Below are 20,135 nucleotides of genomic sequence, written 5' to 3'. Positions count from 1 at the left end.
CGCTTCGCACTTTTGCTGGAAATGCTCTATGCGGTCAGCGGAAGTAATCCTGAAGCGGACGAACTTCCAGCGAGCCTGCCTTGAGGGCTGCGATGGCTTCGGCAGCGGCTTCCGCTCCGGCCATCGTCGTATAGTAAGGCAGCTTCTGCATCAGCGTTGCGCGGCGGATCGACTTGGAGTCGGAAACGGCACTTGCGCTGTCCGTCGTGTTGAAGACCAGATGAATCTGGCGATTGCGGATCGCGTCTTCCACATGCGGACGGCCTTCGATGACCTTGTTGATCTTGGTCGATTCGACGCCGTTTGCTTCGAGGAACTTTTGCGTTCCGCCGGTCGCCATGACCTTGAAGCCGATGCTTGCCAGCAGGCGAACGGGGCCGAGCACGCGTTCCTTGTCCTCATCGCGGACCGATACGAAGACCGTGCCTTCACGCGGCAGTTCCACGCCGGCACCAAGCTGTGCCTTTGCGAAGGCCAGAGCATAGTCGTAGTCGAGACCCATGACTTCGCCGGTCGAGCGCATTTCAGGTCCGAGCAGCGTGTCGACGCCGGGGAAGCGAGCAAACGGGAACACGGCTTCCTTGACCGCGATATGCGGACGGGAAGGCGTCTTCGGCTTGCCGCCATAGGCGCCGAGTGCTGCCTCGAGGCTTTCACCAGCCATGATGCGGGCTGCGACCTTGGCAATCGGCGTGCCGACCGTCTTGGCGACGAAGGGAACCGTGCGCGATGCACGCGGATTGACTTCGAGAATGAAGATTTCGCCGTCCTTGATGGCGAACTGCACATTCATCAGCCCGCCCACATGAAGCGCCTTGGCAAGCGCTGCCGTCTGGCGTTCCAGTTCGGCGACGATTTCAGCCGAAAGCGTGTGCACCGGCAGCGAGCAGGCGCTGTCGCCCGAGTGGATGCCGGCTTCCTCGATATGCTCCATGATGCCGGCGACAAAGCTGTCCTTGCCGTCGCAGAGGCAATCGACGTCTACTTCGATGGCTTCGGTCAGATAGGTGTCGAACAGGAGCGGGTTCTTGCCGAGCAACGTGTTGATCTGGCCGGTCTTGTCGTTCGGGTACTTGGCCTTGATGTCTTCGGGCACCAGTTCCGGCACAGTATCGAGCAGATAGTTCTGCAACGAACGCTCATCATGGATGATCTGCATGGCGCGGCCACCCAGAACATAGGACGGGCGCACGACAAGCGGGAAGCCGAGATCGGCGGCGACGAGGCGGGCCTGTTCGACCGAATAGGCGATGCCGTTCTTCGGCTGATTGAGATCGAGCTTGATCAGCAGCTTCTGGAAGCGGTCGCGGTCTTCGGCAAGGTCGATGGCGTCCGGCGAGGTGCCGAGGATCGGAATGCCTGCCTTTTCAAGCGCATTGGCGAGTTTCAGCGGGGTCTGACCGCCAAACTGAACGATGACGCCGTGGAGCGTGCCCTTTTCCTGCTCGACGCGCAGGATTTCCAGCACGTCTTCCGCGGTCAGCGGTTCGAAATAGAGACGGTCCGAGGTGTCGTAGTCGGTCGAAACCGTTTCCGGGTTGCAGTTGACCATGATGGCTTCGTAATCGGCATCGCCGAGCGCGAAGGCTGCATGGCAGCAGCAATAATCGAACTCGATGCCCTGACCGATACGGTTCGGACCGCCGCCGAGAATGACGACCTTCTTGCGATCCGACACTTCGGCTTCGCAGCGCGGCTGGCCGACGAAAGGCGTTTCGTAGGTCGAGTACATATAGGCGGTCGGCGAGGCGAATTCGGCGGCGCAGGTGTCGATGCGCTTGTAGACCGGATGCACGTCGAGATCGGCGCGCAGCTTGGCCACGTCTTCGGCGTCCTTGCCGGTCAGGCTTGCAAGGCGCGCATCGGAGAAGCCCATGGCCTTCAGCATGCGCAGGTTTTCAGCGTCCTGCGGCAGGCCATGCTCGCGAATGCGCTCTTCGGTCTTTACGATGGCTTCGATCTGTTCGAGGAACCATGGATCGATCTTCGATGCGTCATGCACCTGTTCGGTGGTGAGGCCAAGGCGCATTGCCTGCGCCACCATGCGCAGACGATCCGGCGTCGGCGTGCCGATAGCGGCGCGGATGGCGTTCTTTTCGTCGCCTTCCTCGATATTGGGAATGGCGATTTCATCGAGACCCGTCAGGCCGGTTTCGAGGCCGCGCAGTGCCTTCTGCAAGCTTTCCTGGAAGGTACGGCCAATGGCCATCACTTCACCGACCGACTTCATGGCGGTGGTCAGGATCGGCGAGGAACCGGGGAATTTCTCGAAGGCGAAACGCGGGATCTTGGTAACGACATAGTCGATCGACGGCTCGAAGGAGGCTGGCGTTGCACCGCCGGTAATGTCGTTGTCGAGTTCATCGAGCGTGTAGCCGACGGCAAGCTTGGCTGCGACCTTGGCGATCGGGAAGCCGGTTGCCTTGGAAGCCAGCGCCGAAGAACGCGACACGCGCGGGTTCATTTCGATGACGATCATGCGGCCATTGGCCGGATTGATCGCGAACTGGACGTTGGAGCCGCCGGTTTCGACGCCGATCTCGCGCAGCACCGCAATCGAGGCGTTGCGCATGATCTGGTATTCCTTGTCGGTCAAGGTCAGCGCAGGCGCAACCGTGATCGAGTCGCCCGTGTGGACGCCCATCGGATCGAGGTTTTCAATCGAGCAGATGATGATGCAGTTATCCGCCTTGTCGCGGACGACTTCCATTTCATATTCTTTCCAGCCCAGAACCGACTCTTCGATCAGAACTTCGGTCGTCGGCGAGGCATCCAGGCCGCGTTCGATGATTTCAAAGAATTCCTGGCGGTTATAGGCAATGCCGCCGCCGGTGCCGCCGAGCGTGAAGCTCGGGCGGATGATGGCGGGAAGGCCGACCACGTCGAGTGCCTGCGCTGCCTTTGCAAGCGCATGGCTCATATAGCGCTGCTTGCGTTCCACTTCGCCGAGCTGCCATTCGGTTTCCAGCTTGTCGAGCGCCTTGTCGAGATCGTCGCCGGAGAACTGCGCCTTCACTTCGGCGCGCTTGGCTTCGTGGCGCTTGCGGTCCTCGTCCTTGATTTCGGTCGCGTTGGCGAGCATCGAGCCCGGCGTGTCGAGGCCGATCTTCTGCATCGCCTCGCGGAAGAGCGCGCGATCTTCCGCCTTGTCGATGGCTTCCGCATTGGCGCCGATCATCTCAACGTTATAACGTTCAAGAACACCCATGCGGCGCAGCGACAATGCGGTGTTGAGCGCGGTCTGGCCGCCCATGGTGGGCAGGATCGCGTCCGGGCGTTCCTTGGCGATGATCTTGGCCACGACTTCCGGCGTGATCGGCTCGATATAGGTCGCATCGGCCAGATCGGGATCGGTCATGATCGTGGCGGGGTTGGAGTTGACGAGGATGATGCGGTAGCCTTCCTCTTTCAACGCCTTGCAGGCCTGCGTGCCGGAATAGTCGAACTCGCAAGCCTGGCCGATGACAATGGGGCCCGCGCCGATAATCAGGATCGATTTGATATCTGTACGTTTCGGCATGAGCTCATCCTATCTTCTTCGCGCGCATGATCTTGTCCCGAAACCGGTTCCCACTTTCGAGAGACATGCTTCTTAGCCTGCCAGAAAAGCCCGCACGGTTTTCCGGCGGGTTGGCAGCTTATGAATTCTGTGGGCTAAGCGGGCCTTATAGGCAATCATTTCGATAAGCGGAACCCCACAAATCGTTTTATTTCAAAGAAAGTGGGGGCATTCACGAAAATTCTGCTTTCTCCGTGGATGTTATAACCGAACCAAAGCGTTCGCGCGCTGATTTCCCGCTCGCGCGGCTGACCGGCAGCAGCGTGCCGTCCTTCGTCAGCAGGCTGAGACCGCCATTGGCCTTGCGCAATTCTGCAACGTGCCGGTCGGCAACCCAGTGCGAGCGATGAATCTGAAGCCCGCTCGTATTGCCGACCTCATTCACGGCATCGGAAAAGCGGAGAAGGAGAAGTTCTTCTCCCCGGCTGGTGACGATCCTTGTGTAGTGATCTTCCGCGGAAAGACGCAGAATCGCGCCGCGATTGCCGGGTTTCAGCCGGGCGAGCAATGGCGGCGGCGTGTCGGCAATATTTCTCGGGACGGATTCCAGCTCACGGCGCAGCGTCATGTAGGCGAGAATGCAGAAAAGGGCGCTGAGGGGCAAGGCGACCGAGGCGTTGGCGAGAACCGCACTCGCCGTGGGCGTTCTGCCCGAAAAGCCCCAGTCGATAAACCCGATCCAGAGTCCGATCGGGAGGGCTGCCACGACAGCGCCGGCCATCATGCGGGCAAAGGCATGCTTGAAAAATGGTTCAAGAAAAGCATCTGCCAGAACAGAAAAGGCGATTGCGGTTGACCAACCGATAAACTGCACCGAGAGCCAGTAAAAGAAGCGAACCGCAACCGGCATGGACTGGTCCGTCCCGAAGGGGCCGGTAACGGTGAAGATCAGCACGACGACGAAGAAGGTGCCCCACAGGCGCGGCGCACGAATGATGGTCGACAATTCGCGAAGCGCGAATTGCAACAAGCCTCCGGTCACGTAGTTTTCCTGCATTTGACGCCGTTTCGATTGAGGTGAGCGCAGTCTTGTTGAAAGCGACAGGAAATTCAACAGGAACGCTGCGATGAACTTCGAACCGCTTCTTCATGCACCGCTTGCCATTCAGATCCATGTCGCGACTGTCGTGCCCGCCGCCATCATCGGCCTTGTCATCTTCATGCGCCGCAAGGGTACGAGACTGCACAAGGCGCTGGGGCGCCTTTGGGTGACGCTGATGGTCGCAACAGCGATCTCCAGCTTTTTCATTCACCAGATCAATCTCATAGGCGGCTTCAGCCCGATACATCTTCTTTCGATACTGGTGCTGTCGGGGTGCGCACGCGCCGTCATTGCTGCCCGGACAGGACAGATAGAGGCACATCGCAGGATCATGAGAAGCGTCTATCTCGGCGGAATTCCCGGAGCAGGGTTCTTTGCGTTCATGCCCGGACGCATCATGAACGAGGTTGCGTTTCCTTATGGATGGAGGTCGCCATTTCTTTTGGCCTGCCTTCTGCTGGCTCTCCTTGCGGCGGGTTTCGCCTATCGAAGCCGAACGGGTTTTCTTGTGAGCAAACTATTGCGAAAGAGTCTTCGTTTGTGATTGACGCTGCCATTTACTTTTTATGTTGCCGTGCCAACTCTTTATGCGACAATTACAGGTATAGTTTGGTGCCGCTTCGTTAAGGGCGGCACGGTGCACGGGAGTTGGTCAATGCGCTGGCAAGGCCGTAGGCAAAGCGACAATGTTGAAGATCTGCGCGGAGAGCAGGGCGGTGGTGCAGGCGGCGGCTTCGGTCGCGGCGGGGGCCTCGGCGGTCCGGGATTTCGAATCGTCCGTGGCGGCGGGATTTCAGGCATCCTCATTCTGGTGGTGATGTTCTTCGTGCTGCGCGCAGTGGGCATCGATCCGCTGCCAATCCTGTTCGGTGACGGCAGCATGGGGCCGAGCGTGACGCAGCAGGCCGACCAGTCGGGACGGACGGTTGCCGAAGGCGGCAATGTTGCCAATGACGAGACGACGCAGTTTGCCCGCACCATCCTTGCCGAGACGGAAGACGTGTGGAGCGGCATTTTCCAATCGCGCGGCCAGACCTATACCAAGCCGACGATGGTGCTGTTTTCGGGACAGGTTCGTTCGGCCTGCGGTTTTGCATCTGCGGCTTCAGGGCCGTTTTACTGCCCCGGCGACCGCAAGCTCTACATCGATCTGAGCTTCTATAACGAATTGGCCAACCGCTTCGGGGCTTCCGGCGATTTTGCGCGTGCCTATGTTCTGGCGCATGAGGTCGGGCACCATGTGCAGAACCTGCTCGGCATCCTGCCGAAGTTCAACCAGATGCGCCAGCAGATGAGCGAAGCACAGGCAAACCAGATGTCGGTTCGCGTCGAGCTTCAGGCCGATTGCTTCGCCGGTGTGTGGGGCTACTACACGGAGCAGAAGGGCATTCTGGAGTCGGGCGACCTGGAAAGTGCGCTCAATGCGGCCCACCAGATCGGCGACGATACGCTGCAACGCCGCAGTCAGGGTTATGTCGTGCCTGAAAGCTTCAACCACGGCACCTCGGCCCAGCGTGCCAAATGGTTCCAGCGCGGTTTCGACAGCGGAAAGCTGGAATCATGCGATACGTTCAGCGGTGACGTTTAAGATCGTTTCGATATTGCGGAAAAGGCGGTTTCGGCCGCCTTTTTCTTTATCCGGCCGAATTCCATTTTCTTTTTGTCGAAACCGGGGAATATTCGCCTTGTCGTGAAATAATTTTCCAGATAAATGCTTTTCGACCGGCGCGGCCCTTTTCCCGATTTGCAAGCGTGACGCTCAGTTTTGAGCGGCGATGGCGCGCGAGTTCTCCAATCAACACAATTTATGACTGTTCCACCTCGTGCGTCGTGGAGCATATTTCAGGTGTCCCATGCATGATCCCCAGTTTGTACGGCGGGGCTTGTTACTCGTCTTTATGACATTGTTTCTCGACATTATCGGCATTGCGATCATCATGCCGGTTCTGCCGACTTTTCTCGAAGAGCTGACCGGCGCGGATATCAGCACCGCTGCCGTCGATGGCGGCTGGCTCCTGCTGGTCTATGCCGGAATGCAATTCCTGTTCGCCCCGATGATCGGGAATCTGAGCGACCGTTTCGGGCGGCGCCCGGTGCTGCTCGCCTCGATCTTCACCTTCGCGCTCGACAATCTGATCTGCGCGCTCGCAACCACCTACTGGATGCTGTTTGTCGGCCGTATTCTGGCGGGTATCAGCGGAGCGAGCTTCGCGACGGCTTCGGCCTACATCGCCGATGTGAGCGATGACAGCAATCGCGCGCGCAATTTCGGCCTGATCGGCATTGCCTTCGGTGTCGGCTTTGCGCTCGGTCCGGTTCTGGGCGGCCTGCTGGGCGAGTTCGGCCCGCGCGTTCCGTTCTACGGTGCGGCGTTCCTGTCGTTCATCAACTTCATTCTGGCTTATTTCCTTTTGCCGGAAACGTTGAAGCGTGAAAACCGGCGCTCGTTCCAATTCGCCCGCGCCAATCCGCTGGGAGCACTCAAGCAGATGCGGAACTATCCGGGCATCGGCTGGGTCGTGCTGGTCTTCTTCCTGTTCTGGCTGGCCCATGCCGTCTATCCGTCCGTCTGGGCGTTTGTCGGTGCTTATCGCTATAACTGGAGCGAAGCGCAGATCGGCTTTTCGCTCGGGCTTTTCGGCATTGGCGCGGCATTCGTCATGGCGCTGGTTCTGCCACGGGTCCTGCCGATACTGGGTGAAAAGCGCACGGCGATGACCGGTGTGCTGTTCTCCTGTCTGGGGCTGATCGGCTACGCCATCGCATGGGAGGGATGGATGGTTTATGCCGTCATCTTCCTGACGGCGCTGGAAGGTCTGGCCGATCCGCCGCTGCGCAGCATCGCGGCAGGCAAGGTTCCGCCTTCGGCGCAAGGCGAATTGCAGGGCGCACTGACAAGCGTGTCGAGCATTACGACCATCATCGGCCCGCTCATCTTCACGCAGTTGTTCGCGATTTTCACCGGCAAGAATGCGCCGTTCGTTTTCGCGGGCATGCCCTATGCCGTGGGCGCCGGGCTGGTCTTTCTGGCGCTGGTCATCGTGGTGGCGCGGGTGCGGCCTACCGCACCGGCCAGACTGTCGGAGGTCTGATTGATACAAAAAGAAAGGCCGGAGTTTTGCTCCGGCCTTTTCGTTTGATGGTTCATGCGCAGCGTTCAAGCCGCCTGTTCGCGTTCCGGAAGCGGCGCCTGGCCCTTCTTTTCGCGGATCAGATTGATGAAACGGCGGAACAGATAGTGCGAATCCTGCGGGCCGGGCGATGCTTCCGGATGGTGCTGCACCGAGAAGACCGGCTTGCCGACAACGCGCAGGCCGCAATTGGTGCCGTCGAAGAGCGAGACGTGCGTCTCCTCGACATTTTCCGGCAGCGAGTCGGAATCGACCGCGAAACCGTGGTTCATCGAGACGATCTCGACCTTGCCGGTCGTGTAGTCCTTCACCGGATGGTTGGCGCCGTGATGGCCCTGATGCATCTTTTCGGTGCGTCCGCCAAGCGCGAGCGCCAGCATCTGGTGACCGAGGCAGATGCCGAAGACTGGAAGTTCGGTTTCGACAAGCTTCTTGATGGTCGGCACGGCATATTCGCCGGTCGCTGCCGGGTCGCCGGGGCCGTTGGAGAGAAAGACGCCATCCGGATTGTGGGCCAGAACGTCCTCAGCCGTCGCGGTCGCAGGCAGAACGGTGACTTTTGCGCCGAGGCCGGTGAGCAGGCGCAGGATGTTGCGCTTCACGCCGAAATCGAGCGCCACCACGTGATATTCCGGGGCTTCCTGTTCGCCGTAGCCATCTGCGAGCGTCCATGGCGTTTCCTTCCATGTGAGGCTCTGGCCAACCGTGACGTCCTTGGCGAGATCGAGGTTTTCGAGGCCGCTCCACGCGGCAGCGCGCGCCTTGAGTGCATCAAGGTCGAAATTGCCGCTCGGGTCATGCGCGATGACCGCGTTCTGGGCACCGCGCTCGCGAATGAGCGAAGTCAGCGCGCGGGTGTCGATGCCGGCGAGCGCGATGATGCCGCGATGCTTCAGCCAGGCGTCGAGATCTTCTTTTGCGCGGAAATTTGACGGCGAGGTGATGTCGGCCTTGAAGATTGCGCCGACCGCGCCGTGCCGGTTGGCGGGCGTCAGGTCTTCGACGTCTTCGGCATTGGTGCCGACATTGCCGATATGCGGGAAGGTGAAGGTGACGATCTGTCCGGCATAGGATGGATCGGTCAGGATTTCCTCGTAACCGGTCAGCGCCGTGTTGAACACGACTTCGGCTTCGACCGCGCCAACTGCGCCGAGGCCCTTGCCTTCGATCACGGTTCCGTCCGCAAGAACCAGGATGGCGGTTCGCTTCTCGACAGTCCAGGGTGCTGTTTTCGGTGTCGTTTCTGTCATGGTCTGCACTCCTGTTTGTTAGCCGCACGCCAGCGTGTGCTGTTATTTCGTTACCAGTTAGTGCACCGGACTGATGGAATCAAATCGAGGCTCTAACTGTTTGTTTGCATGCATGTCTTTGCCCCAAAACCGGTTCCCGCCTTTGGGCGACATGCATTAGCGGCACGCGTTCGCGTTTCACCCCGCCACCGGTAAGGTAGCTTGAAAGATGAAGCGTCAAGGGTCATATATGCGCCAAAAGGCAGCGGGGATTTCAAACCTCCCGCCGCGAGCACGTGCCGATGTCCTGCTAAGCCTTGAGCAATAGAGAAACTTGAAGGCCGGGTCAATCGTCCGAAGCGGGGCTTTCCCGAAATAATGACGATAATCGTCGCATTATTTCTCGGGATGCCGGTTCGGACAGCTCGGCGTTTCTGCTCGCTTGCTGTATAGATGCACGAAACGAACAACACAGAACAAACACCGTCAGGAGAGACGTTATGCTTCGCCAGGAGATTTCCCAGGCCCTCACGACCGCGCTGAAAGCACAGGAAAAGCGCCGCATGTCGACGCTGCGGCTGATCCTGGCTGCGGTAAAGGACCGAGACATCGCCAATCGCACCGCTGGCAAGGACCCTGTCGGGGACGAAGAATTGCTGGGCATCCTCGGCAAGATGGTCAAGCAGCGTGAAGAATCCGCCCGCATCTACGAGGAAGGCAGCCGTATCGAGCTGGCCGAAGCAGAGCGTGAGGAAATCGCGATCATTTCCGAGTTCCTGCCGCAGCAGATGTCGGACGACGAGATCAAGCAGGCCTGTGCGGATGTAATTGCTGAAATCGGCGCGCAGGGCCTGCGCGACATGGGCAAGTGCATGGCGGTCCTGAAGGAGCGTTATGCCGGCAAGATGGATTTCACCAAGGCCAGCGCCATCGTGAAATCGCTTTTGCAGTGAAAGCGTAAGGCCTGAAGGCTTTCGGCTTTTGATTCAGCCCTCGCTCTGGCGAGGGCTTTTCTTTGTGCTATGCATGGCGAAGGCCAACCAATCACCGGATGCTGACTGATGAAAACAGCTTTGCTTGTCATAGATGTTCAAAACGACATTGTGGCCGGGATGGGCACGCCGGAACGGCAGCCCGCTATCGACCGGGCCCTTGATGAGATCGTCATGCGGCTGCGCGGCTTGCAGGAGAAGGCGCGGCAGGCCGGAATTCCGGTCGTCATGGTTCAGCATGACGGCGGCCCGGGGGACGAGCTGGAAGAAGGCACGGCGGGATGGGAAATCCGCAAGGAGCTTTCCTTGCAACCGGGCGACGTTCTCGTCGAAAAGCGGAGTTGCGATTCTTTCCACGAAACGGACCTTCAAACCGTTCTGGAACAGCGGAATATCTCGCATCTCGTCGTCGGCGGCTGCCAGACGCAATATTGCGTCGACACCACCGTCCGGCGCGCCGTTTCTCTCGGTTACGACGTCACGTTGATCGGGGATGCGCACACGACCGGCGACACCGCCAGCCTGCAATTCGCGGATATCGTTGCGCATCACAATGAAACATTGAGCGGTTTCAGGGCGGGAAATGCTCGCGTGCGGGTGCGTACGGCTGCGGATATTTCCTTTTGAGGCTTGACGCCATGCGGCAGCAGGCATGACCTGCCGCCGCTGGACCGGTGGTCAGCTCTGCTTGGCGGTCTTGAGGCGCGTATCGCTGAGCAGCCCCTGTTCCTCAAGCACGGGGTAGGCCATCGACGCCAGAAGCGAGTTGATCTGCTTGAGGTCGCGGATCGTGTCGAGATGGATGGAGCTCGTCTCGATGCTGCGGGTCGCGCCTTCGCGCAGGCGCGTGAAGTGCCGCATGCTCGTCTGCTTTTCCAGTTCGCGCAACTGGTCCTTTTCCTGCACAAGCTGGCGGGCGGTGCGGCCATCGCGTGAAACGATGACGTTGAATGCCATATGAGCATTGGCCAGAACCATGGCGTGGAAATGGCTGAGTTCCTTCCAGCCTTCCTCGGTGAATTCCAGCTGGTGGTCCATCTTCTTCTGGACATGCGCCAGCATGTTGCGGACGATGATGTCGCCCACCTGTTCGAGCTTTACGCAGGCTCCCAGCAGTTCCTGCATCCGCAGGGACTCGAAATCCGACAGTTCATGGGTTGCGAGCCTGGTCAGGTAGAGCTTGATCGCGGCGTGCTTCTTGTCCACCCGGTCGTCCAGCGCCGCGAGTTCGTTGATCCGCGCCTGATCGGGCTTTTCGTAAAGCTCGATAATGCGGCGCAGCATGACCTCGATCGTGTCGCAGACACCCACCACCTCGCGGGTTGCATTGGCGAGCGCCTGTGAAGGCCGGTCGAGCACGGCGGCGTCGAGCGCGCTGTATTCCTCGGTCGCCAGCGGCTGAGCAGGCGCATTGCTGTCGGCGTTGAGGTGCACAAGCGCTTCGGTCGCCCGCAGCACGAGGCCGGAAAGCGGGATGCCTGCAATCATTACGATGACGTTGAACAGGATATGCGCATTGACCACCTGCGACACCGGATCGGCGCCGAGGAAGGCGACCGATGGCTTGAAGGTCTGGTAGAGCACCAGCATGACGAGCGATCCGGCACCGCGCATCAGGAGATTGCCGAGCGGTACGACGCGGGTTTCAGGCGGGGCATGACGGGTCAGGATCGGCGCGATGATCGACGAACCCAGATTGACGCCGAGAACCATCACCACGGCAAGTTCTGGCTGGATCAGCCCGCGTGACGCGAACGTGGTGAGGAGGATGACGGCGGCAACGCTTGAATGAAACAGCCATGTCATCAGCGCTGCAAGCAGATAGGCGGTGATCGGATCGCCGGATAGATAATCGACGATGACCGGCAGCAATTCGCTTTGCCGCAGCGGTTCCGTGGCCTGTCCGGTCATTTCCAGCGACATGATGAGAAGGCCGATGCCGACCAGAATACGTCCGATCTGCCGCCAGTCGCGGCGCTCGGTCGTCATGAAGATGCCGGTGCCGATGACGAGGCAGAGGGGCACTAGGAGCGTGAGGTCGTAGCTCAGAATCTTGACGACGAGGGCGGAACCAAGCTCTCCGCCGCGCACGGCCATGAGGCCCGCGATGCCGCTGACAAAACCTGACCCGACAAAAGAACCGACGAGAAGCGTAACCGCAGTCGAGCTTTGCAGCGCGACAGCAAGGGCCAGGCCAAAGGCAACGGAAAGCAGCGGATTCTGCATCTGGTTGCGCAGGCGTCTGCGCAGCCGGTCGCCATAGGCGCGTTCCACCCCGGTCCGCACCATGCGTGTCGCCCATAGCAGGAGGGCAACTGCACCGGCCAGATGCAAAAGGACTACAGAACCATTCACGGCAAAATCCCTTCGGGTTGGAGGTGAATATCTGTGATTAAGCTAACGCAACAAATGAAGAAAAAATATGTTCCGGCTAATCAAATTTCCAAGAGATATGGGCTTGTTCGCAATAAAAAGCAATCCATTCCCACAGCGTCATGACGAATATATGACAGTTTTGTGACAATGCGCCTGCCCGCTGGCGGCATGTGATTAGCGGGGAGGGACGCGCCTGCGCGATGGACTGTGGAAGCGGGCGGGCCTATATACTCTTTAGAATGCACCGGTTGCCCGAATGGCCTGCCTGTATGAACCGAAAGTGAAATCTGTAATGCGTTTTCCGCCCTCCTTTCTCGATGAGATCAGAGACCGCGTCCCGATCTCGACGCTGATAGGGACGCGCGCTTCGTTCGACCGCAAGAAAAGCAATCCGCCAAAGGGCGATTTCTGGGCCTGCTGTCCGTTCCATGGCGAGAAGACGCCGAGCTTTCACTGTGAAGACCGCAAGGGCCGCTATCATTGTTTCGGTTGCGGCGTGACCGGCGATCACTTCAAGTTTCTGACCGATCTCGAGGGGCTGAGTTTCCCCGAAGCTGTCGAACGCGTCGCCGATATGGCAGGCGTGCCGATGCCGGCGCGCGATCCGGAAATGGAAAAGCGCGAGGCGCAGCGCGCCACGCTCTATGATGTCATGGAACTGGCTGCGCAGTTTTTTGAAAGCCAGTTGCAAAATGCGGTTGGCGCCAAGGCGCGCGCCTATCTGCGCGACCGCGGCCTTTCGACCGCGACACAGCAAGCATTCCGTATCGGCTACGCGCCGGAATCGCGCAACGCGTTGAAGGAATTTCTGGCAGGCAAGGGCGTGTCGCGCGAGCAGATCGAGGCGTGCGGCCTTGTCGTGCACGGCGAGGGAATTGCGGTTTCCTATGACCGTTTTCGCGATCGCGTCATGTTCCCGATCGAGGATCTGCGCGGGCGCATCATCGCCTTCGGTGGCCGTGCGCTTTCTGCCGATGCCCCGGCAAAATATCTGAACTCGCCGGAAACCGAACTGTTTCACAAGGGGCGGGTGCTCTATAACGGATTGCGGGCGCGCAAGGCCTGCCAGCCGCAAGGCGGCGAGCCTGCCAAATCCATCATTGCCGTCGAAGGCTATATGGATGTGATCGCGCTGGCGCAGGCCGGTATCCATCAGGTGGTGGCTCCGCTTGGCACGGCGCTGACCGAAGAGCAGCTCGACCTGCTCTGGCGCATCAGCCCCGAACCCGTATTGTGTTTCGACGGCGACGGGGCGGGCCTTCGCGCCGCCTATCGCGCCGTCGATCTGGGGCTGCCTGCCTTGCAGCCCGGTAAGTCGCTGCGTTTCGCGCTTCTGCCGGAGGGGCAGGACCCGGACGATCTCGTCAAGGCGGAAGGGTCGGCTGCGTTCCATGCGGTCCTGCGCGATGCCAGGCCGCTGGTCGATATGGTGTGGACGCGGGAAACGGCAGGCGGTGTGTTCGATACGCCAGAGCGCCGGGCCGAGCTTGAAGCGCGGCTGCGGGAGATTACCAGCCGCATCGCCAATGAAGATATTCGCCGCCACTATAGCCAGGATATGCGCGACCGGGCGCAGGCTTTCTTTGGTCAGGGACGACAGGGGTATCAGGGTGGAGGGCAGCGCAATTCATCTTTCAACCGCAGGAACGAAGGCGGGCGCGGGCGCGGCGGACCGGCTGGCGGCAGCGGGCGACTTGCGATTTCCGACAGCCTGGTGCGTTCCACCCTGGTAAAGGGCGGCAGGCCGGGCGCTGGTTCGCACGCCCCCTTGCGTGAAACGGCAATCGTGCTGACGCTTCTCAACCATCCGCGTCTGATCGAAGAGGATTTCGAGACGCTGGCCGCGCTCGATCTGGGACATGAAGCCTTGAGGTCGCTACATCTGGCCATGCTGGACGTGCTGGCTGCCGGTCACATGGAAGATGGCCATGCGATGCGGCGGGCGCTGGTCAATGCCGGGCATGGCGAACAGATCGAAATGCTCGAACTTGTGGTGAAGGGCGCGAAGCTCTGGACCGCGACGGCGCTGGCCGCAGAAGACGATGCGCGGGAAGCGCTTCGGCAGGCGCTTCACTTGCATCAGCGGGCGCGCACACTACATAAGGAGCTGCGAGCCGTTGAGGCCGCGCTTGAAACAGATGAAACGGGCGAGCTGTTCGCACGTCTCAGAGATATACAAAATCAGATTTTGAAAGCTGATGCGACAGAAGCGCTGATCGATGGTTTCGGCCTGTCTTCGGGGCGTCCGCCCGGCGGCTTCTGATTCGGATTTCACGAATCAGGCTTGCTACTACAGCCGGAAATGCGGGGTTGCGATCCCGCAAACGCGCTCTATCTGGCCGACGGAGAGGCCGCGACAACAAAATGATTCGCTTTTTAAGCGCGAATCAGGTGAGTCGCTCTTGACGTATGGCGTAAATGACGGAATCACGACAGTTCGAACAAGGAAAAGAACAGAAACCGGTGATATCCGAGGCTGCAAGGCGGCAAGCTGGGTACGGGCCGGAAAAGTGGCCCGGAAAGTGGCGTTGTCCGGTTGACCGCCCATCTGCCCACAAGAAATCGGAGATGAAGAAGCCCGATACCGATGGCAAGGTTAATCCGCCATTAACAGGAAATCGGCTACTCGCAGAATCAACTGACGGATTGCGACCTCGCAAAACTGTCCGAGAACTCTATATATCTTAGAAGCGACCGGGGTCGCCTGGAGAAGAACATATGGCAACGAAGGTTAAGGAAAACGAAGAAGCCGAAGTCGAGCGCGAAGGTGCTGCCGACGGTCCGCTTCTCGACCTTTCTGACGATGCTGTCAAGAAGATGATCAAACTCGCGAAGAAGCGCGGCTACGTCACGATGGACGAGCTGAACGCCGTGCTGCCTTCCGAGGAAGTGACATCCGAACAGATCGAAGACACGATGTCGATGCTTTCAGACATGGGCATCAACGTCGTTGAAGACGACGAGCAGGACAACGACCGCGAAGACAACAGCGACGACGACTCGGAAGAGGGCGGCGATCTGGTCGAATCCGGCGGCACGGCTGTTGCCACCACCACGACCAAGAAAGAGCCGACCGACCGTACCGACGATCCGGTGCGCATGTATCTGCGCGAAATGGGATCGGTCGAGCTTCTGTCGCGTGAAGGCGAAATCGCCATTGCAAAGCGCATCGAGGCCGGTCGCGAAACCATGATCGCCGGGCTGTGCGAAAGCCCGCTGACCTTTCAGGCGATCATCATCTGGCGCGACCAGCTGAACGATTCCAACATCCTGCTGCGCGAAATCATCGACCTCGAAACCACCTATGCCGGTCCGGAAGCCAAGCAGGCCCCGGTGATCGAGCGGGTGGAAGAGGAAAAGCCGCGCGATGACAAGCCTCAGCGCCGCTCGCGTGACGACGACGACATCACCAATGTCGGCGGCGACATGCCGGTTGAAGAGGAAGAAGAAGACGAGGACGAAGCCAACCTGTCGCTGGCGGCCATGGAAGCCGAATTGCGCCCGCAGGTCATGGAAACGCTCGATCTCATCGCCGACACCTACAAGAAGCTGCGCAAGCTGCAGGACCAGCAGGTCGAGGGCCGTCTGGCCGCGACGGGCGAACTGTCGTCCAGCCAGGAGCGTCGCTACAAGGAACTCAAGGATCAGCTCATCAAGGCAGTGAAGTCGCTGTCGCTGAACCAGAACCGTATCGAACAGCTTGTCGAACAGCTTTACGACATCAACAAGCGTCTGGTGCAGAATGAAGGCAAGCTCCTGCGTCTGGCCGAATCCTTCGGCGTGCGCCGCGAGGAGTTCCTGAAGGAATATCAGGGCCACGAACTGGACCCTAAATGGGTCGAGCGCGTGAGCACGCTTTCGGCGCGCGGCTGGAAGGAATTCGCCGCCAAGGAAGAACGCACCATCGACCGGCTGCGTTCGGAAATCCAGATGCTGGCAACCGAAACCGCGATTTCGATCGGCGAATTCCGCCGTATCGTCAATCAGGTGCAGAAGGGTGAACGCGAGGCGACCATCGCCAAGAAGGAAATGGTGGAAGCCAACCTTCGTCTCGTTATCTCGATTGCCAAGAAGTACACGAACCGTGGCTTGCAGTTCCTCGATCTCATTCAGGAAGGCAATATCGGCCTGATGAAGGCGGTCGACAAGTTCGAGTATCGCCGCGGTTACAAGTTCTCGACCTATGCGACCTGGTGGATTCGTCAGGCGATCACCCGTTCGATTGCCGATCAGGCGCGCACCATCCGCATTCCGGTGCATATGATCGAAACGATCAACAAGATCGTTCGCACGTCGCGCCAGATGCTGCATGAAATCGGCCGTGAACCAACGCCGGAAGAACTGGCCGAAAAGCTCGCCATGCCGCTGGAAAAAGTGCGCAAGGTGCTGAAGATCGCCAAGGAACCGATCTCGCTCGAAACCCCGGTCGGTGACGAGGAAGATTCACACTTAGGCGATTTCATCGAGGACAAGAACGCGCTTCTGCCAATCGATGCAGCCATTCAGGCCAATCTGCGCGATACGACGACCCGTGTCCTTGCTTCGCTGACTCCGCGTGAAGAACGTGTTCTGCGCATGCGTTTCGGCATCGGCATGAACACCGATCACACGCTGGAAGAAGTCGGCCAGCAGTTCTCGGTTACCCGCGAACGTATCCGCCAGATCGAAGCGAAGGCGCTGCGCAAGCTGAAGCACCCGAGCCGGTCGCGCAAGCTGCGTTCGTTCCTGGACAGCTAAACCGGCCTGGATAGCCAAGCAGAACAAAACATACGGGAAGGGGAGGCGATATGTCTTTTTTGAAGCGTCTTTTCGGTGGAGGCTCTGCCTCCGAAACACCGGCAGAGCCGAAAGAGGCTGGTCGCCTTGAGCACAAGGACTTTCTGATCATTGCCACGCCCTATAGCGAGGGCGGGCAGTATCAGGTCTGCGGCGTCATTTCCAAGTCGATAGGCGGCGAAGTGAAGGAATATCGCTTCGTTCGCGCCGACCGTTGCCCCGGCATCGAAGATGCCGCCAGCATTGCGCTGAACAAGGGCCGGCAGATCGTGGATGAACAGGGCGAAGCCATTTTCCGCTGAACCATCCGCAAGAAGATTGGAAAAGCCGCGCATCAAGGTGCGCGGCTTTTATTTTTAAAGCTAATGTGGCTCGCACAGCATGGCGACCATTCTGCGCACGATGGGCAGAATGGCGAGGAGCACCGGAAACGCGACCACCCATGAAAGAGCCCAGGCGCCCATCCAGCTCGATGCGAGTTCGGGATGGGTAAAGCCAAGGCTCTTGGCGGTTGCAATTAGCGACACGATGAATGTCATCATGATCGATAGGATGAAAGGCATGACGATAGATGCATAGCGGGCGGGCAGTTTCCTGCGGCGTGCGCATTCAAACCGAGACATGTGTATTCCTGAATATTATGCGGGAAAGGCGCAACGAAAACATCAATGCGAATTGCCGTTCCCGGCGGATTGATGCGTTGCCTGACGTAAGACGCTTACGGTCATCGTGATGACGCCGCTTGATTAACCTGTCCGGGAACCGATTTCAACTGTTCTGAGTGGCGGCGATTTGTCCATGCCATTCCGGACACAATTCCAGTATACGCTGCATCATGAACGACAAACCTTTCTGGCGCACCAAGACCCTGAACCAGCTTACCCGCAGCGAGTGGGAGAGCCTGTGTGACGGTTGCGGCCAATGTTGCCTGCACAAGTTGCAGGACGAGGACACCGACGAAATCTATTGGACGAGTGTCGCCTGCACGCTGCTCAATGCCGAAACCTGCCAATGCCGCGATTATCCCAACCGCAAGAAGACGGTGCCGGACTGTGTGTTCCTGACGCCGGAAATCGTCGATGAAGTGGACTGGCTGCCGGTGACATGCGCCTATCGTCTGGTTGCGGAAGGTTCGGACCTGTACTGGTGGCACCCGCTTGTTTCCGGTTCGCCCGAAACCGTGCATGAAGCAGGCATTTCCGTTCGTGGCAAGGTGACGGCCTTTGATCACGATATGGAAGACGACGACGATTATCTGGACCATATGGTGATGCCGGGCGACCGGTGACCGCTGACCAGCGGTTTTCAAACATTGCGTAAATTTAATCTGTGGCCGGAACAGAACGGTACAGAGTTTCATTCATCATAAGCATTTGAATTTATTCTATTTATGGTGGTGTGGCGCAGATATGCCTTGCGCTTCACGGAAAGCTGAACGGTACATGAATGATGGTTTTTCATTCTGTTCATCTATTGCGGGCTACTTCTCGGATGTCTCAGGCAAGACCTGGAAACAAATCGAAAGAGGTTCAAAGATGTCTGCTATTTCGCTCAAGTCGTTCGTCGTAACCGCCGCTCTTGGTGTTGCCGCCATCTTCACGACGGCTGCCACGGCCAGCGCTGCATCGCCAGTTGCCGTTCCGGCTGTCAGCACGTCGGCAGGTTCTGCCATCGTGAACGTAGACTATCGCGGTCATCGCCATGGCCGCCCGGTTTATCGCGGTCCTGCATGCTCGGTCGAAGGCGCCAAGATGAAGGCCAACCGCATGGGCATTCGCAATGCGCGTGTGGTCTATCGCGGCAAGTCGGTTCAGGTTCGCGGCTTCCGCCACGGTCGCCCTGCCGGTGTCGTATTTGCGAATGTACGCGGCTGCCCGATCATTCGCTAAACCCGGATTGAATTTCAAAAGCCCCGGCCTGCGCAATCAGGCCGGGGCTTTTCGTTGTCGGCAGGCAAAGAAAAGGGGCGCTGGTGCGCCCCCTTCCTGTTTGGTCCTCAACTGGACGTTATTCCTTGATCTCGAAAACGACGTTGACCGAGACATTATAGCTGTTCTCGCCGGCTTCAACCGGAACGGAGCCCTGCGGTGCCGCGTCAGCCATGGTCTTGAACTGCGCGCGGGCGATTGGCATCGGCATGGGTGGACGGCTCTGCTCGTTGATCTCGACGAGGCGGCCAATACCGACACCGGCTGCGTCGGCAAGCGTCTTGGCCTTGGCGATAGCGTCGGCAACGGCGCGCTTGCGCGCTTCGTTGATCGTTGCGGCGGGATTGTCGTTCACGAAGTTCAGGTCGCCGCCCTGATTGATGCCGAGGGTGACCGATTCGTCGAGCACGTTTCCGACCTTGGCCAGATCGCGCACACGCACCGTCAGGCTGTTTGAAACCGTGTAACCGGTGATGCTCGGTTCCTTCAGGCCATTCTTGTCGTCAGGATAGACGTAGCGCGGCTGGATGCTGATGCCGCCGGTCTGAAGATCACGGTCTTCAATACCCGCCTTCTTCATGGCTTCGAGCACCTTTGCCATGGCTTCATTGTTGGCCGTCATGGCTTCGCGAGCGGTCTTCGCCTCGCGCAATACGGAGAGATTGAGGATAGCCATATCGGGCGAGGCGGTCATGGTGCCTTCGCCGGTGACGGCGATACGCGCAGGCTGCTTCGTCATCTGATTCTCCTGTGCCAGAGCCGGCAGCGTCAGCGCGCCTGCGAGCATGATTGCAGAAAAGGAGGTTGCAAGAAGAGTGGTAGCGCGGTTGTTCATAAAATCTCCTGTAGAGAAAGTTGAGGTAGCTTTGGCAGGGCAGGCCGTGCCGGAATGGCTGGCCGCCTTGTCTTTGAAATCATTTATTTCTTAAGTTCCCTCTCGTGCATGGAGCAGACGATATCAGATTCGAATTGCGCGCCAAATGCAACCTCCGGTTAAAATGAGAAGCGGGTGTTTCCAGTTTAAGCGGAGCCGCTGGAAGCGCTCTAAGTATTTGTTTCGTCGCATTATCCCACAAAACAGCTGCGCACTTCTGCGGGAAGT

General features: G+C 59.0%; 16 protein-coding genes. 10 read left to right on the top strand and 6 right to left on the bottom strand.

Annotated features, from left to right (window positions below; translation table 11 throughout):
* Positions 1 to 34: 34 nt before the first annotated feature.
* Both carB and ABWW28_RS12280 read right to left on the bottom strand, forming a co-directional pair.
* A complete protein-coding gene (carB, locus tag ABWW28_RS12285) occupies positions 35 to 3,520 on the bottom strand; it encodes a carbamoyl-phosphate synthase large subunit (protein ID WP_021586926.1) in 3,486 nt (1,161 codons plus the stop codon).
* A 211-nt stretch (positions 3,521 to 3,731) separates the two neighbouring features.
* Positions 3,732 to 4,556 (bottom strand): LytTR family DNA-binding domain-containing protein, encoded by an 825-nt coding sequence (locus ABWW28_RS12280; protein ID WP_021586925.1) that lies wholly within the window; start codon positions 4,554 to 4,556, stop codon positions 3,732 to 3,734.
* 70 nt (positions 4,557 to 4,626) lie between these two features.
* On the opposite strand from ABWW28_RS12280, the gene ABWW28_RS12275 reads away from it, so the two are divergent.
* From ABWW28_RS12275 to ABWW28_RS12265, 3 genes are all read left to right on the top strand, one after another.
* Positions 4,627 to 5,145 carry a DUF2306 domain-containing protein gene (locus ABWW28_RS12275; RefSeq protein ID WP_021586924.1) on the top strand — a complete coding sequence of 173 codons (519 nt, stop codon included), beginning with the start codon at positions 4,627 to 4,629 and terminating at the stop codon, positions 5,143 to 5,145.
* A 111-nt stretch (positions 5,146 to 5,256) separates the two neighbouring features.
* Entirely contained in the window at positions 5,257 to 6,189 is a 933-nt protein-coding gene (gene ypfJ, locus ABWW28_RS12270) for a KPN_02809 family neutral zinc metallopeptidase (RefSeq protein WP_006471647.1), read from the top strand.
* Between the two features lie 265 nt (positions 6,190 to 6,454).
* Positions 6,455 to 7,693, top strand: a complete 1,239-nt coding sequence (locus tag ABWW28_RS12265; RefSeq protein ID WP_025090515.1) for a TCR/Tet family MFS transporter — start codon at positions 6,455 to 6,457, stop codon at positions 7,691 to 7,693.
* 65 nt (positions 7,694 to 7,758) lie between these two features.
* On the opposite strand, the gene carA is transcribed toward ABWW28_RS12265, so the two are convergent.
* Positions 7,759 to 8,982 (bottom strand): glutamine-hydrolyzing carbamoyl-phosphate synthase small subunit, encoded by a 1,224-nt coding sequence (gene carA / locus ABWW28_RS12260; protein ID WP_021586922.1) that lies wholly within the window; start codon positions 8,980 to 8,982, stop codon positions 7,759 to 7,761.
* 479 nt (positions 8,983 to 9,461) lie between these two features.
* On the opposite strand from carA, the gene ABWW28_RS12255 reads away from it, so the two are divergent.
* Positions 9,462 to 9,914, top strand: a complete 453-nt coding sequence (locus tag ABWW28_RS12255; protein WP_021586921.1) for a GatB/YqeY domain-containing protein — start codon at positions 9,462 to 9,464, stop codon at positions 9,912 to 9,914.
* A gap of 108 nt (positions 9,915 to 10,022) precedes the next feature.
* Positions 10,023 to 10,580 (top strand): cysteine hydrolase family protein, encoded by a 558-nt coding sequence (locus tag ABWW28_RS12250; RefSeq protein ID WP_025090514.1) that lies wholly within the window; start codon positions 10,023 to 10,025, stop codon positions 10,578 to 10,580.
* Positions 10,581 to 10,631: 51 nt separating this feature from the next.
* Here ABWW28_RS12250 and ABWW28_RS12245 read toward each other — a convergent pair whose 3' ends face one another.
* The gene (locus tag ABWW28_RS12245; protein WP_006467268.1) at positions 10,632 to 12,308 is read right to left on the bottom strand and encodes a Na/Pi cotransporter family protein; all 1,677 of its coding nucleotides are present in this window, start codon (positions 12,306 to 12,308) and stop codon (positions 10,632 to 10,634) included.
* A 313-nt stretch (positions 12,309 to 12,621) separates the two neighbouring features.
* Here ABWW28_RS12245 and dnaG point away from each other — a divergent pair, with 313 nt between their 5' ends.
* The 3 genes from dnaG (at position 12,622) to ABWW28_RS12230 (ending at position 17,407) form a co-directional block, all read left to right on the top strand.
* Positions 12,622 to 14,592, top strand: coding sequence for a DNA primase (dnaG, locus tag ABWW28_RS12240; protein ID WP_006471650.1), 1,971 nt, complete (start codon positions 12,622 to 12,624; stop codon positions 14,590 to 14,592).
* 455 nt (positions 14,593 to 15,047) lie between these two features.
* A complete protein-coding gene (gene rpoD, locus ABWW28_RS12235; protein ID WP_006467266.1) occupies positions 15,048 to 17,066 on the top strand; it encodes an RNA polymerase sigma factor RpoD in 2,019 nt (672 codons plus the stop codon).
* Positions 17,067 to 17,116: 50 nt separating this feature from the next.
* A complete protein-coding gene (locus ABWW28_RS12230; RefSeq protein WP_021586918.1) occupies positions 17,117 to 17,407 on the top strand; it encodes an HlyU family transcriptional regulator in 291 nt (96 codons plus the stop codon).
* Between the two features lie 60 nt (positions 17,408 to 17,467).
* Here ABWW28_RS12230 and ABWW28_RS12225 read toward each other — a convergent pair whose 3' ends face one another.
* Positions 17,468 to 17,728 carry a DUF2798 domain-containing protein gene (locus ABWW28_RS12225; protein WP_006471652.1) on the bottom strand — a complete coding sequence of 87 codons (261 nt, stop codon included), beginning with the start codon at positions 17,726 to 17,728 and terminating at the stop codon, positions 17,468 to 17,470.
* Between the two features lie 212 nt (positions 17,729 to 17,940).
* Between ABWW28_RS12225 and ABWW28_RS12220 the strand changes: the two genes are divergently transcribed.
* Both ABWW28_RS12220 and ABWW28_RS12215 read left to right on the top strand, forming a co-directional pair.
* Complete coding sequence (locus ABWW28_RS12220) at positions 17,941 to 18,393, top strand: YcgN family cysteine cluster protein (protein ID WP_006471653.1); 453 nt, start codon at positions 17,941 to 17,943, stop codon at positions 18,391 to 18,393.
* Between the two features lie 247 nt (positions 18,394 to 18,640).
* A complete protein-coding gene (locus ABWW28_RS12215) occupies positions 18,641 to 18,994 on the top strand; it encodes a hypothetical protein (RefSeq protein WP_025090513.1) in 354 nt (117 codons plus the stop codon).
* A gap of 118 nt (positions 18,995 to 19,112) precedes the next feature.
* Here ABWW28_RS12215 and ABWW28_RS12210 read toward each other — a convergent pair whose 3' ends face one another.
* The gene (locus ABWW28_RS12210) at positions 19,113 to 19,868 is read right to left on the bottom strand and encodes an SIMPL domain-containing protein (RefSeq protein WP_021586916.1); all 756 of its coding nucleotides are present in this window, start codon (positions 19,866 to 19,868) and stop codon (positions 19,113 to 19,115) included.
* Between the last annotated feature and the right edge of the window lie 267 nt (positions 19,869 to 20,135).

It is taken from the genome of Brucella sp. NBRC 14130 (assembly GCF_040371715.1).
In the GTDB taxonomy this organism is placed as follows: domain Bacteria; phylum Pseudomonadota; class Alphaproteobacteria; order Rhizobiales; family Rhizobiaceae; genus Brucella; species Brucella intermedia.
Note: the sequence above shows the minus strand (reverse complement) of the source record. Positions and strands in the feature narration are given on the sequence as shown.

Excerpts from the sequence above, each read along its gene's own strand:
- ABWW28_RS12230 (WP_021586918.1), top strand. The coding sequence starts at position 17,117 with ATGTCTTTTTTGAAGCGTCTTTTCGGTGGAGGCTCTGCCTCCGAAACA.
- ABWW28_RS12215 (WP_025090513.1), top strand. The coding sequence starts at position 18,641 with ATGTCTGCTATTTCGCTCAAGTCGTTCGTCGTAACCGCCGCTCTTGGT.
- ABWW28_RS12255 (WP_021586921.1), top strand. The coding sequence starts at position 9,462 with ATGCTTCGCCAGGAGATTTCCCAGGCCCTCACGACCGCGCTGAAAGCA.
- dnaG (WP_006471650.1), top strand. The coding sequence starts at position 12,622 with ATGCGTTTTCCGCCCTCCTTTCTCGATGAGATCAGAGACCGCGTCCCG.
- ABWW28_RS12220 (WP_006471653.1), top strand. The coding sequence starts at position 17,941 with ATGAACGACAAACCTTTCTGGCGCACCAAGACCCTGAACCAGCTTACC.
- ABWW28_RS12275 (WP_021586924.1), top strand. The coding sequence starts at position 4,627 with ATGAACTTCGAACCGCTTCTTCATGCACCGCTTGCCATTCAGATCCAT.
- ABWW28_RS12250 (WP_025090514.1), top strand. The coding sequence starts at position 10,023 with ATGAAAACAGCTTTGCTTGTCATAGATGTTCAAAACGACATTGTGGCC.
- ypfJ (WP_006471647.1), top strand. The coding sequence starts at position 5,257 with ATGCGCTGGCAAGGCCGTAGGCAAAGCGACAATGTTGAAGATCTGCGC.
- carA (WP_021586922.1), bottom strand. The coding sequence starts at position 8,982 with ATGACAGAAACGACACCGAAAACAGCACCCTGGACTGTCGAGAAGCGA.
- ABWW28_RS12210 (WP_021586916.1), bottom strand. The coding sequence starts at position 19,868 with ATGAACAACCGCGCTACCACTCTTCTTGCAACCTCCTTTTCTGCAATC.
- ABWW28_RS12225 (WP_006471652.1), bottom strand. The coding sequence starts at position 17,728 with ATGTCTCGGTTTGAATGCGCACGCCGCAGGAAACTGCCCGCCCGCTAT.
- ABWW28_RS12265 (WP_025090515.1), top strand. The coding sequence starts at position 6,455 with ATGCATGATCCCCAGTTTGTACGGCGGGGCTTGTTACTCGTCTTTATG.
- rpoD (WP_006467266.1), top strand. The coding sequence starts at position 15,048 with ATGGCAACGAAGGTTAAGGAAAACGAAGAAGCCGAAGTCGAGCGCGAA.
- ABWW28_RS12280 (WP_021586925.1), bottom strand. The coding sequence starts at position 4,556 with ATGCAGGAAAACTACGTGACCGGAGGCTTGTTGCAATTCGCGCTTCGC.
- carB (WP_021586926.1), bottom strand. The coding sequence starts at position 3,520 with ATGCCGAAACGTACAGATATCAAATCGATCCTGATTATCGGCGCGGGC.